The sequence below is a fragment of the Exiguobacterium sp. s138 genome, assembly GCF_018618775.1.
Classification (GTDB): Bacteria; Bacillota; Bacilli; order Exiguobacteriales; family Exiguobacteriaceae; genus Exiguobacterium_A; species Exiguobacterium_A artemiae.
This window is the reverse complement of record NZ_JACSMW010000004.1, coordinates 186,953-199,763: the sequence shown is the minus strand read 5'-3', so window position 1 is coordinate 199,763 and position 12,811 is coordinate 186,953. Positions and strand designations below refer to the sequence as shown.

The 12,811-nt window shown below is 48.6% G+C and carries 10 protein-coding genes and 1 riboswitch; of the genes, 3 read left to right on the top strand and 7 right to left on the bottom strand.

Translation table 11 applies throughout. The annotated features are described in order from the left end of the window. Window positions 1–9: 9 nt before the first annotated feature. A complete protein-coding gene (locus tag KNP91_RS11115) occupies window positions 10–1,503 on the top strand; it encodes a malate:quinone oxidoreductase (protein WP_214850119.1) in 1,494 nt (497 codons plus the stop codon). 63 nt (window positions 1,504–1,566) lie between these two features. Here the strand turns inward: KNP91_RS11115 and KNP91_RS11110 are convergent, their stop codons facing one another. The 7 genes from KNP91_RS11110 to KNP91_RS11080 all read right to left on the bottom strand — a co-directional run bounded on the left by KNP91_RS11110 (window position 1,567) and on the right by KNP91_RS11080 (window position 9,828). Continuing rightward, a complete protein-coding gene (locus tag KNP91_RS11110) occupies window positions 1,567–2,109 on the bottom strand; it encodes an ECF transporter S component (RefSeq protein WP_214850116.1) in 543 nt (180 codons plus the stop codon). 351 nt (window positions 2,110–2,460) lie between these two features. Then, window positions 2,461–3,990: an alkyl hydroperoxide reductase subunit F gene (ahpF, locus tag KNP91_RS11105; protein ID WP_214850113.1), complete on the bottom strand. Its 1,530-nt coding sequence runs from the start codon at window positions 3,988–3,990 to the stop codon at window positions 2,461–2,463. A 14-nt stretch (window positions 3,991–4,004) separates the two neighbouring features. Continuing rightward, window positions 4,005–4,568: an alkyl hydroperoxide reductase subunit C gene (gene ahpC / locus KNP91_RS11100; RefSeq protein ID WP_012371860.1), complete on the bottom strand. Its 564-nt coding sequence runs from the start codon at window positions 4,566–4,568 to the stop codon at window positions 4,005–4,007. 220 nt (window positions 4,569–4,788) lie between these two features. After that, window positions 4,789–6,189 carry a decarboxylating NADP(+)-dependent phosphogluconate dehydrogenase gene (gene gnd, locus KNP91_RS11095; RefSeq protein ID WP_214766806.1) on the bottom strand — a complete coding sequence of 467 codons (1,401 nt, stop codon included), beginning with the start codon at window positions 6,187–6,189 and terminating at the stop codon, window positions 4,789–4,791. Window positions 6,190–6,207: 18 nt separating this feature from the next. Then, window positions 6,208–7,554, bottom strand: a complete 1,347-nt coding sequence (locus tag KNP91_RS11090; protein ID WP_214850109.1) for a GntP family permease — start codon at window positions 7,552–7,554, stop codon at window positions 6,208–6,210. Window positions 7,555–7,577: 23 nt separating this feature from the next. Beyond that, the gene (gntK, locus tag KNP91_RS11085; protein WP_114596741.1) at window positions 7,578–9,119 is read right to left on the bottom strand and encodes a gluconokinase; all 1,542 of its coding nucleotides are present in this window, start codon (window positions 9,117–9,119) and stop codon (window positions 7,578–7,580) included. After that, a complete protein-coding gene (locus tag KNP91_RS11080) occupies window positions 9,112–9,828 on the bottom strand; it encodes a GntR family transcriptional regulator (protein ID WP_114596740.1) in 717 nt (238 codons plus the stop codon). Before KNP91_RS11080 ends, gntK begins: the two co-directional genes overlap by 8 nt. A gap of 182 nt (window positions 9,829–10,010) precedes the next feature. On the opposite strand from KNP91_RS11080, the gene KNP91_RS11075 reads away from it, so the two are divergent. After that, window positions 10,011–10,919 (top strand): ketopantoate reductase family protein, encoded by a 909-nt coding sequence (locus tag KNP91_RS11075; protein WP_214850106.1) that lies wholly within the window; start codon window positions 10,011–10,013, stop codon window positions 10,917–10,919. A gap of 199 nt (window positions 10,920–11,118) precedes the next feature. After that, complete coding sequence (locus KNP91_RS11070; protein WP_214850104.1) at window positions 11,119–12,537, top strand: polysaccharide pyruvyl transferase family protein; 1,419 nt, start codon at window positions 11,119–11,121, stop codon at window positions 12,535–12,537. Window positions 12,538–12,645: 108 nt separating this feature from the next. After that, a riboswitch (SAM riboswitch) is annotated at window positions 12,646–12,747 on the top strand. Window positions 12,748–12,811 lie beyond the last annotated feature (64 nt).

Here is a 12,811-nt window from a genome sequence, read left to right as displayed (position 1 = left end):
AAGGATATCATGAGCAGTATGCCTAAACAAACAGATGTTATTTTAATTGGTGCCGGAGTCATGAGCGCAACACTAGGGGTCTTATTAAAAGAGCTTGCGCCAGACATGAATATTAAAGTATTCGAGAAGTTAGCGAGTGCTGGGGAAGAAAGTTCAAATGAATGGAACAACGCGGGGACAGGTCACGCAGCACTTTGCGAACTGAACTATACGACGGAAAATGCCGACGGAACGATCGACATCAGCAAGGCCGTTAAGGTCAACGAACAGTTCCAACTGTCGCGCCAATTTTGGTCGCACCTCGTCAAAGAACAAGTTTTGCCGAATCCGAAAGAATTCATCATGCCGATTCCACATATGAGTATGGTCGAAGGCGCGGAAAACGTCACGTTCCTGAAAAAACGATTGGAAGCGCTATCAGCTAATCCGTTGTTTAAAGGGATGGAGTTTTCGGAAGATCCGGAACAGCTGAAGCAGTGGATTCCGTTAATCATGGAAGGCCGGACGTCACCGGAGCCGATCGCAGCAACAAAAATCGATTCGGGAACAGACGTCAATTTCGGAGCACTGACACGGATCCTGTTTGATCACTTGAAACAACTCGATGTCGAAATCAACTACGGTCACGGGGTCGAAGACTTGAAACGGGTCGACGGCGGCTGGGAAATCAAAGTCAAAAACGAACGCGACAACCGGATTGAACATCATACCGCGAAGTTCGTCTTTATCGGCGGTGGTGGCGGCAGTCTGCCGTTGCTTCAAAAAACAGGGATTCCGGAGTCGAAACAGATTGGCGGATTCCCGGTCAGCGGCTTGTTCCTCGTCTGTAAAAACCCGGAAATCGCCGAGCGTCATCATGCGAAAGTCTACGGGAAAGCGAAAGTCGGCGCACCGCCGATGTCTGTCCCGCACTTGGATACACGTTACATCGACGGTCAAAAATCACTCTTATTCGGACCGTTCGCCGGCTTCTCGCCGAAGTTCCTCAAGACGGGATCGAATCTTGATTTGATCACATCGGTCAAACCGAACAATGTCTTGACGATGTTGGCGGCAGGCGCAAAAGAGATGGGACTGACGAAGTACTTGATCGAACAGGTCTTACTGTCGACGGAGCAACGGATGAACGAACTGCGTGAGTTCATTCCGAACGCGAAGACGGAAGACTGGGATGTCGTCGTTGCCGGTCAACGGGTGCAGGTCATCAAAGATACACCGCAAGGCAAGGGGACACTTCAGTTCGGAACGGAAGTCGTCAGTGCGGCAGACGGTTCGGTTGCAGCGTTGCTCGGCGCATCACCAGGCGCTTCAACAGCCGTACCGGTCATGCTGGAAGTGCTGGCCAAGTGTTTCCCGGATCAACTGCCTGGCTGGGAAGCAAAAATCAAAGAAATGATTCCATCGTACGGCACGTCACTCGTCGCGAATCCGGAACTCTTTGATCAGATCCACGCCGAAACAACCAAAACACTTGAATTAACGGAAGCACAACCGATTCGTTAAACACATCATAAGAAGCAAAAAAAGCCCCGTTCTCTTGAAGAGAGCGGGGTTGTTTGTGTGAAATCAGCCGCGTTGACGGAAGAAACGTGTTTTCTTTAGGGCAATCCCGACTGGAATCGCGACGAGAATTCCGACGACGTTTTGGATGAGGTTACCCGGAATTGAACCAACTGGAGCTGTCCAACTGCTGAAGGCAATTCCTTCATGGACAAAGTACACAGCGAGCATTACCGGAACCGATAAAATCATCCCGAGTAGATTAAATTTGACGTTATTTCCGTTTCGTCCGCCCGACCATGCGATCCAACCGACGATTAAACCTTGAAGACCGCGTGCGATAAATGTTCCAGGGAACCAAATCATGAAGCCGGTCAGGATATCATAGAGTCCCATTCCAACTGCACCGGCAATCATTGCCGTCCGGGGTCCGAAGAGAATCGCAATCAGGAATAACATTGCTGTTCCAAGATGGACAAATCCGCCGTTTGGAGCAATCGGTAACTGGATTTTAACGAGCAGAGTTGTGATCAGAACAAGTGCAATCGACATTGAAGTGATGACGAGTTGCCGGGTACGAGTGCTTGAATACGATGCTGCTTTTTGCATGTGTCAGACCTTCTTTATGATAGATTTTGAATACTCTCAATCTATCAGATTTCTGGACTAGCTAAAAGTATCAATTTCGACCAATTTATAGGGGTCAGTTTAAATCTGAATCTTTACTAATGAAAGTACAAACTTAAAAGGGGATTTTCCGTGACTTCTACGGGAAAAAGCGCGTTTACGCGCTGGTAGAGGCAGGCGAGACCCGGCTTTAAGACCTGTTGGTCGCCAAAGCCGCGGCTTGCGCCTCGCCCGAGAAAAGCACGGGAAAAATTCTCTTTTGTTCGTAGCGATTCTGTTCATACTAGATTTTACAATCAAAAAACGCCTTGCCGAAGCAAAGCGTTTCGATAATCAGTTACGAATCATATAATCGAAAGCACCGAGTGCTGCGGTAGCACCTGATCCCATCGAGATGATGATCTGTTTGTAAGCACTGTCCGTACAATCGCCGGCTGCAAAGACACCCGGGATGTTCGTTGCGCCATGACGGTCAACAAGGATTTCACCGAACTTGTTGCGTTCGATTATTTCGCCGAGCCAGTCTGTATTTGGCACAAGACCGATCTGGACGAAAACGCCTTCGAGCTCGACATGGTGCTCAGCACCTGTTTCGCGTTCGACATACGTGATGCCGTTCACTTTATCCGTACCCGTGATTTCCTTCGTCTGGGCGTTGGCAACGACCGTGACGTTCGGAAGACTCGCGAGACGGTCTTGTAAGACCGCGTCCGCTTTCAGTTCCGGTGCAAATTCAAGCACCGTCACATGTTTGACAAGACCGGCAAGATCGATGGCCGCTTCGACACCGGAATTCCCGCCGCCGATGACAGCGACACGTTTTCCTTCGAAGAGTGGACCGTCACAGTGAGGACAGTACGCAACCCCTTTATTCTTGAATTCAAGTTCGCCCGGCACACCGATGTTGCGCCAGCGTGCTCCTGTTGAGAGAATCAAACTCTTTGTTTTCAAGACCGCACCGTTTTCAAGCTCCAGCTCAACGAGGTCTTTTTTCTCAAGACGTGTCGCCCGTTGAAGGTTCATGACATCGATCCCGTACTCTTTGACGTGTTCTTCAAGACTCGCCACGAGTTTCGGACCTTCCGTATACTTCATGCTGATGAAGTTCTCGATACTCATTGTATCCATGACTTGACCGCCGAAACGTTCCGCGACGATTCCCGTCCGGATACCTTTACGTGCCGCATAAATCGCAGCACTGGCACCGGCAGGACCGCCACCGACGACAAGAACGTCGTACGGGTCTTTGTCCGCAAAATCAGAAGCGTCGACACCTGTGCCGAGTTTTGCGAGAATCTCTTCGAGCGACATCCGACCGTTTCCGAACGCTTCGCCGTTGACGAAGACTGTCGGGACAGCCATGATTTCTTTTGCTTCGACTTCCTGTTTAAAGGCACCGCCGTCAATCATCGTGTGGTTGATGTTCGGGTTCAGAACACTCATGACGTTTAGGGCTTGAACGACATCCGGACAGTTGTGGCAGCTGAGACTGATGTACGATTCGAAATGATACGTTTCTTTGATACCTTTGATCTGGTCGATCAGTGCGGCGTCGATTTTCGGCGCGCGACCGCTGACTTGGAGTAACGCCAAGACGAGGGACGTGAACTCGTGACCGAGTGGAATCCCGGCAAACGTAATCCCGCTCTCTTCCCCGACACGGTTGACGCTGAAGCTTGGTGTCCGCGGCAAGGCCGCCTGTTCGATGCTGATGCGTGGTGACATGCTCGCGATTTCTTCGACGAGCTCGCTCATCTCAAGAGAAACGGAGTCTGTCCCGGCGCTGACCGCGAGGACAAGATCTCCTTCCAATAAATCGAGGTATTGAGCGAGTTGTGCTTTAATATCTGCTGCTAAAGCCATCTCAAATCCGCTCCTTAAATTTTTCCGACGAGGTCAAGGCTCGGTGTAAGTGTTGCAGAACCTTCTTCCCATTTAGCTGGGCAAACTTCGCCTGGATTGTTGCGTACGTATTGTGCTGCTTTGATTTTGTTGACGAGTGTGCTTGCGTCACGGCCGATTCCGCCAGCGTTGATTTCAACTGTTTGGATGACACCGTCTGGATCGATGATGAACGTCCCGCGGTCTGCAAGTCCGTCTTGCTCGTTTAAGACTTCGAAGTTACGTGAGATGACGTGTGACGGGTCACCAATCATGACGTACTCGATTTTACCGATTGTTTCTGAAGTTTCGTGCCATGCTTTATGTGTAAAGTGCGTGTCTGTTGAAACTGAGTACACTTCAACGTCGAGCGCTTTGAGTGTTGCGTATTGGTTTTGAAGATCTTCGAGCTCAGTCGGGCAAACGAATGTAAAGTCTGCTGGGTAGAAACAAACGACACTCCATTTTCCACGAAGGTTGGCATCTGTAAGATCGACGAACTCTCCGTTGTGGAATGCTGATGCACTAAATGGTTTTACTTCACTTCCGATTAAAGACATGATAAAAATCCTCCTGTTGGGTTCTATTTAAGAATCTGTTCTAGTAGAAAGTAAAAACTGTATCTATCACACTAGAATAATTCTAATCTAATACTAATTTCATATAGACGCTTAGTTTTGTCAAGACATAACCTGCAATTTCCTATTCTGATAAACAAAGTGTGAACAAAAAAAGAACTTCCATTTCCTTAAATGAAACAGGAAATGAAAGCTGTATAAGTTACTGCCAGTCCGTATGGAACGTTCCTTCGCGATCGGTCCGGGCATACGTATGGGCTCCGAAATAATCACGCTGGGCTTGCAAGATGTTCGCATTGGAGTTCGCCGTCCGGTAGCTGTCGTAATAGGTCAGCGATGTGCTGAGACACGGAGCAGCGAGTCCGGATAATGAACTTTCAGCGACCACCTGACGCAGTGACGTTTGATAGGCCTGAACTTTGTCCGCGAAGTACGGTGCAAGCATTAAGTTCGCAAGCGACTCGTCTTTCGCAAACGCCTCACTGATGACATTGAGGAACTCGGCACGGATGATACAGCCGCCTCGGAAAATCAAGGCGATTTCTTCAAGACGTAAGTTCCAGTCGTATAGTTCGGATGACGTCCGGTACTGTGTGAACCCTTGCGCGTAAGCCGCGATTTTCCCCATGTAGAGCGCTTGGCGGATCCGTTCGATCCAGACGTCTTTATCGAGCATCTCACGGGCTTCCGGTCCACCGAGGACGGAAGCAGCAGCGACACGTTCTTCTTTGACGGCAGAAAGATAGCGGGCGAAGAGGGCTTCCGTAATGATGGACGAAGCAATCCCGTTATCAATCGATTGCATGCTCGTCCATTTGCCTGTCCCTTTTTGACCGGCTTGATCCAGGATGACATCAATCAACGGAAGACCGGTTTCGTCATCTTTTTTGCGGAGAATATCAGCTGTAATCTCGATCAGATAACTTTTCAGCTCGCCTTCATTCCAAGATGCGAAGACATCCGCGATTTCTTCGACGTCGAGTCCGAGACGAACCCGGAGGAAACTGTACGCTTCCGCGATCAGCTGCATGTCGGCATATTCGATCCCGTTGTGAACCATCTTGACGAAGTGGCCGGCCCCTTTTGGTCCGATGTAGACGCAACACGGTTCGCCGTTCACTTGTGCCGCAATCTTCGTCAAAATCGGCGCGACTTGTTCGTAGGCTTCTTTTGTACCGCCCGGCATGATGGCAGGGCCGGTTCGCGCACCGACTTCACCGCCGGAGACGCCGACACCGATGTATTCGATTCCGTGTTGTTGCAACTGATCAAAGCGGCGTTCCGTATCATGGAAATGCGAGTTTCCACCGTCCATGATGATGTCGCCTGCTTCAAGATGCGGAATCAGGGACTCGATGACCGAATCAATCGCACTTCCTGCCGTAACCATGACGAAAATTTTTCGTGGACGGGCAAGGGATTGGACAAAATCTGCGACCTCGTAATAAGGATGTAGCGACAATCCTTCGTTATGTGCCATTAAGTCATCCGTTAAATCACGGGTGTAGTTATAGACAGCGACGTCTTCCTGATGACTTGCCATGTTGAGGGCGATGTTGCGCCCCATGACGCCCAGTCCGATGACTCCGATTGAATGTAGCATAGTATACCGACTCCTTTTTTAGACGACGAGACTGAGCAGGAGGACGAATCCAAGTCCGAAGACGGAAATGATTGTCTCAAGCAAGGTCCACGTCGCGAAAGTTTCTTTCATCGTTAATCCAAAATATTCTTTAAACATCCAGAACCCGGCGTCGTTGACGTGTGAAGCGATCAAACTGCCGGCTCCCGTTGCGAGGACGACAAGTGCGAGATTGACATCCGATTGACCAAGCAACGGAATGACGAGCCCGGCTGTCGTCAGTGAAGCGACGGTTGCCGAACCAAGTGAAATCCGTAAGATGGCGGCGATGATCCATGCGAGTAAAATTGGTGATAATGTCGTATCTTCAAACATCTGAGCGACGAACTTACCAACACCGCCGTCAATCAGGACCTGCTTAAAGGCACCGCCGCCGCCGATGATCAGTAGCATCATTCCGATTTGTGTGATGGCCGTCGTACAAGAATCCATGACGGTTTTAATGGGAATCTGACGCGCCAGTCCCATCGTGTAGATAGCGAAAAGCAAGGAAATCAGCATCGCCGTCGATGCGTTTCCGATGAATTGAACGGCAGATAAAACACTGTTACTTTCCCAACCAAGCGTTTTTTGCAATAACGTTAAAATCGTTGCGATCGACATCAGGAGGACAGGCAGCATCGCTGTGAAGACACTGATACCGAATCCTGGTGTCTCGTCTAAATTAAATTCTTTTTGTTCCCCCAGTGACGCAATGTTGCCCGTCTTTTTAAAGGATTCCGGAACGATTCGTTTCGCAATTTTTGTAAAGATGGGTCCTGCAATGATGACGGTCGGTACGGCTACAATAAAGCCGTATAAGAGAACTTGACCAAGGTCAGCTCCGTATTCTCCGGCAATAACGGTCGGGCCCGGGTGTGGCGGAAGAAAACCGTGTGTGACGGAAAGGGCAGCAACCATCGGAATCCCGAGATACAAGATCGAGACGCGTAACTGACGTGAGATGGCGAAGACGATTGGAATCAACAACACCAAGCCGACTTCAAAGAATAACGCAATCCCGATGATGAATGAGGCGACAACGACAGCCCATTGAATGTTCTTTTCCCCAAACTTCGCGACAAGCGTCATCGCGATCCGTTGCGCACCGCCTGCATCAGCAATCAATTTCCCGAGCATGGCACCGAGTCCGAAGATTAAGGCGAGGTGACCAAGCGTGCCGCCGAGACCGGCTTCAATCGTCGTGACGATTTGATCAAGCGGCATTCCAAGCAGTAAAGCGACGACAAACGAGACGATGATTAAAGAAACGAACGTGTTTAATTTTAACCCCATAATTAAAACGAGTAACAGAATAATCCCGATAGCAACAATGACTAATGGCATGTGACTTCCCCCAAAAACTTAAATTAAATTTCTTTTTGAATCAGACCCCGTTGATACGTAGCGATGCGTCGATAATCCGTTTCCAGGACACGTGCCAAACTGATGAAGATCGGCAGTAACTGACGGTATTCGTGCATTGCTTCCTCATTTGGCACATGGCGATGTGTATCGCCTATCATGTCTGCTGCCACTTCGAACGAATCGACTTCCCCTGTCGCATACAATCCGAGAATACAGGCCCCGAGACATGAACTTTCAAAACTTTCCGGAATGACGACTTCCGATTCGAAAATATCCGCCATCATTTGACGCCACACTTCAGAACGGGCGAACCCCCCGGTTGCCTGAATCCGTGTGACCGGACCATCCATACATTCGATGAGCGCCAGGAAGACAGTGTACAAGTTATAAATGACACCTTCGAGGGCGGCCCGAATCATATGTTCCTTTTTGTGTGACAGCGTCAAGCCGAAGAAAGAACCGCTGACATCCGGATTCCAAAGCGGAGCCCGTTCGCCTGACAAATACGGGTGGAACAGTAAACCGTCTGATCCGGGACGGACGCGTTCGGCGATTTTCGTCAGGACGGCATATGGATCAATACCAAGACGTTTCGCGGTCTCGACTTCCGCCGAGGCCAGTTCGTCACGAATCCAGCGTAAGACCATGCCGCCGTTATTGACCGGTCCACCGATGACCCAATGGTTCTCGGTTAAGGCGTAACAGAAGATCCGGCCTTTTTCATCCGTTTGCGGACGGTCGATGATCGTCCGGATGGCGCCGCTCGTTCCGATCGTAATGGCGATTTCGCCTTTCCGGATCGCGTTAACCCCGAGATTCGACAGGACGCCGTCGCTTGCCCCGATCAGGAACGGTGTAGAAGGATCTAGGCCAATTTGTTTGGCGTATTCCGGTGCTAAATCGGTAAAGGACGTTGTCGTCGAAACCGGTCGCGACAATTTGGTTGCATCGATGCCTGCGACCTGTAACGCTTCCGCATCCCAGTCGAGATCATGGATGTTGAATAAACCGGTCGCTGAAGCGAGTGAATGGTCGATGACATATTGTCCAAACAGACGCTGGAAGACAAATTCCTTGATGCCGATGTATTTTTTCGTCCGCGCGGCAATGTCCGGATGTTCTTCGACGAGCCAGCAAATCTTACTGAGCGGCGACATCGGATGGACCGGAGTTCCGGTGCGGTGATAAATCGAGTAACCGTACTGTTCCTTGATTCGGTTCGACCAGACTTCGCTCCGGCTGTCGGCCCACGTGATGCAGGCGGTCAGCGGTTGATCGTGTTCATCTATCGCAATCAAGCTGTGCATCGCACTGCTGAAGGCGACGAACTTCGGTTGCTCGGTCGGATGTTGTTTCGTCATCAACCGGATGCTTTCGAGCACGGCATGGAAGATCTCTTCCGGATCCTGCTCCGCCGTCGAACGATTCGGCGTGTGCAGCGGATAACCGACGTTCGTTTGTCCGACGACTTCCCCTTTTGTCGTAAAGAGTACGGCTTTGGTGCTCGTCGTCCCGATATCAATCCCTAGCATGTGTTCAGTCATGTGGTTCGACTCCTTTCGTCATCAGTTGTTGCGATTTCCATAAATCCTCAACTTCTTGCACATCATCGAAGTTCTGATGCAGCGAAGCAATCATTCGTTTGCGGTCGCCGGTCTCGATTGCTTCGATGTAGAGGGCATGGTTCTCGAGAATCCGGTCAAAATCTTCTATATCGTCTTCGATTCGTTGACGCATCGACAGCAGGATGAAGCTTTCCATGACAGGTTTGAGATTCTGCCACATCATGCTGACGTATCCGTGGTCAATTGACCGGATAATTGTTTCATGGAACAAAACATCCTGATAGGAAAATTCATCTGCGTCTTTGTATTTGACGGCAATTTTCATCATTTCGAGCACCTTGCTCAGTTCACGAACCAGGTCCTTTCGATCCATCTTAACGATCCGCTCGAAGACGAACGTCTCGATTAACAGACGGACATCGTAAATTTCCTGGATGTCTTGTTTGGACAGTCCGACGACGACGGCGCCCATGCGTTCCAACCGGATGATGCGTTCTGACGCCAATACCTTCAGGGCATCCCGGACAGGAGACCGGCTGACGGAAAAATCAGCAGCCAGTTTGTTTTCGGATAGGACGGTACCGCTCTCGATCTTGCCGGAAATGATCCGCATCCGCAGTTCATGGGCGACACGATCACCGGCGGATGCTTTTGATAACCATTTAATCGGGTATAAAAGATCAGACATAAAAAACACCCTCTTTGTCGAATAAGTATACTTGTATACAAGTAGTATAAACGAGGAAAACTAAAATGCAAGCGCTTTAATTAAATTGTCATCTTTATCAAAATTACGGCTTTTCGATGTGATAGGCTAGAGAACGAAAGCGTAGAACAGATCGGAAGACATCAGTCAGATGGAGGGATAAAATGAAAATTTTAGTAGTCGGTGCCGGTGCCGTCGGTGGTTATTTCGGGGCACGATTGGCGGAAAAAGGGGAAGACGTCACATTTTTAGTCCGTGAACGCCGGTTTGAGGAATTGCGTGCGGGACTTCAGGTCAAGAGTCTGCATGGAGATATTACCTGTTCTCCGCGTCTGATCCGGACCGGAGAAAAAGGAACGTTTGATGTCATTCTTTTATCGACCAAGGCCTATCATCTGGAGCAGGTGTTAGAGGACATCGAACCGTTCGTCGCAACCGATACATATATTTTGCCGTTGCTAAACGGAATGGCCCATTTAAAGCAACTGGAGCAACACTTCGGAGCGGAACGTGTGCTGGGCGGACTCTGTTTCATCGAATCAACGCTTGATGGAAAAGGACACATCGTACAGACGAGTCCGTCCCACCATCTGTTATTTGGTCCATTGCCGGGAACGCGGACAGACCGCTTGGAAGAATTGAAACAGCATTTGACCGGAACAGCGGCTCCGATCAACTATTCAGATACGATTATCCGCGATATGTGGAATAAGTATCTGTTCATCACGACGTTTTCCGGTGTGACGTCGCTTTTCCGTTCAGCAATCGGTCCGATTCGTTCGCAGGAAGAAGGAATGATGATGATCCGCCGCCTGGCAACGGAAGCCAAAGAAGCGATGGAACGCCAAGGTGCTGTGTTCAGTGATGGGATTGAACAGATTCAACAGCAACAGATCGCACAAATGGATGAAACGATGAAGTCGTCCTTACAACGTGACATGGAGAAAGGTAATGAAGTCGAGTCAGCTCATTTGTTCGGCACACTTCTTTCGAAAGATGAAGCGACGCAAGTGATGTTGCCGGCGATTTATGCAAATCTCAAAATTTATCGTATGTCGAGAAAAGATGTTTAACTAGTTGTTATATAGGGAACATTTGTTAGGTTGTATTGAGCCTATATTTTTCATAATCCACAATAATGTGTAATTTTCAGCTATTCGTTGACTTGCTGAATTGCATTCAACTATCCTTGAAAAGACAAGATGGTTAAAAAAGCAAAATATATTTTATATTTTTTAAATGAAAACAGAAGTGAGAGGGGAATTATTTTACATGAAACGTATTATTATCCGTGCGGGTATGACACCGTTTGAACAGTTCGACGCAGAATATTTGATGAAGCATAACTCAATCGGAGGGAACGTCGGAAACCTGATTTATCAATACAGTATTTTCCGCACCTTGATGACAGAGGGCACGACGATCACACCGGATTACTACTACTATGAAGAAGAGCGTGCAGATGAAATCAATGCGAACTTCGATTTATATGTCATTCCACTCGCTGATGCATTCCGTAAAGAATTCGTCCCGACACTTCGTAAATATACAAAATTGATTAAAAAACTAAAGATTCCGGTCGTCGTCATCGGTGTCGGTTTACGCGCACCGTTTGAAGCGAATTTAAACGACGGTTTCTCATTTGATGAAGACGTTAAAGCGTTTGTCAGCGCAGTTCTTGAGCGCTCAAGCATGCTTGGACTTCGCGGCGAAATCACATCAAAATATTTGACGCGTCTTGGTTTCCGCGAAGGAATCGATCACAAAGTCATCGGTTGCCCATCGATGTATGCGTTTGGTCGTGATTTGAAAATTCGTGAAACGAATATCACAAAAGATTCAATGATCGGTGTCAACTCGTCACGTCTTGCACCGCAAAACGTCCTTAACTTCATCACACGCGGAATGGAAGAGTACCCGAACCATTACTTCATCCCGCAATGGATGAAAGAGTTACGCTTGACGTACACAGGGACACATCCGATTGCTGACTTATCGGTCACGAACTATCCGGTCAAGATGTCGGATCCGACTTACATGAACGACCGTGTCCGTTTCTTCCTGAACGCACAGACATGGATCGACTTCTTGAAAGAAGCTGACTTCAGCTTCGGAGCACGTCTTCACGGTAACATCACGGCAACACTTGCCGGAACACCAAGTATCCTGATTCCGAAAGATGCACGGATGCGTGAATTAACGGATTATCACCAATTGACACACATCTGGGCAAATGACATCACGGACAGCACACGCTTGTCGGATGTGATTGAGTCGGCGGACTTCCAAAGCCCGACACGTGTTCAGGCACGTAACTTCGACAACTTCGTTGATTTCTTGAACACAAATGATTTAGAGCACATCTATAAAGAAACGAACTATCCGGAGAACGTTCCGTTTGATCGCGAAATGGCAAAAGCAGAGTTGCTCCCGGTCGTTAAACCGATCACAGGAATCAGCATCGAAGAAGCTGTTTCACGTTTTGAATCATACTTCCCAGCCGAAGAGCAAAAAATCGTGGCTGCTCAAAAACGCGATAAAGCAAAAATGGCTGAAAAAGATAAGAAAATCAAGTCACTTCAAGGCAAGTTGAACAATCAAACAAAAGAAATGAAGCATCAACAAGGCACATTGAACCGGAAAGCGGTTCGAATGGCATTGAAGACTGCCGATTTGTTTGCGAAAAAATAAGCGACAGACGTCTTATACCAATTTGGTGTAAGACGTTTTTTTGTATGATAAATTCTGAATTGTGTTGACAATATCAGAACGGGGTTGGTACTGTTATGAAAAATTACATTCTTATCCAGAGAGGTGGAGGGACTGGCCCTTTGAAGCCTCAGCAACAGGTCGAAAGATACTGTGCTAATTCCTGCGGGTGCCGTACCCGATCGATAAGCTTCTTTTTATTGTCGACCGACGCACCCATGTATGTGGGTGCGTTTTTTATTTTATGAGAGAAAGA

Coding starts and splice junctions, on each gene's coding strand:
- KNP91_RS11115 (WP_214850119.1), top strand. CDS start 10: ATGAGCAGTATGCCTAAACAAACAGATGTTATTTTAATTGGTGCCGGA.
- KNP91_RS11110 (WP_214850116.1), bottom strand. CDS start 2,109: ATGCAAAAAGCAGCATCGTATTCAAGCACTCGTACCCGGCAACTCGTC.
- ahpF (WP_214850113.1), bottom strand. CDS start 3,990: ATGGCTTTAGCAGCAGATATTAAAGCACAACTCGCTCAATACCTCGAT.
- ahpC (WP_012371860.1), bottom strand. CDS start 4,568: ATGTCTTTAATCGGAAGTGAAGTAAAACCATTTAGTGCATCAGCATTC.
- gnd (WP_214766806.1), bottom strand. CDS start 6,189: ATGCTACATTCAATCGGAGTCATCGGACTGGGCGTCATGGGGCGCAAC.
- KNP91_RS11090 (WP_214850109.1), bottom strand. CDS start 7,554: ATGCCATTAGTCATTGTTGCTATCGGGATTATTCTGTTACTCGTTTTA.
- gntK (WP_114596741.1), bottom strand. CDS start 9,119: ATGACTGAACACATGCTAGGGATTGATATCGGGACGACGAGCACCAAA.
- KNP91_RS11080 (WP_114596740.1), bottom strand. CDS start 9,828: ATGTCTGATCTTTTATACCCGATTAAATGGTTATCAAAAGCATCCGCC.
- KNP91_RS11075 (WP_214850106.1), top strand. CDS start 10,011: ATGAAAATTTTAGTAGTCGGTGCCGGTGCCGTCGGTGGTTATTTCGGG.
- KNP91_RS11070 (WP_214850104.1), top strand. CDS start 11,119: ATGAAACGTATTATTATCCGTGCGGGTATGACACCGTTTGAACAGTTC.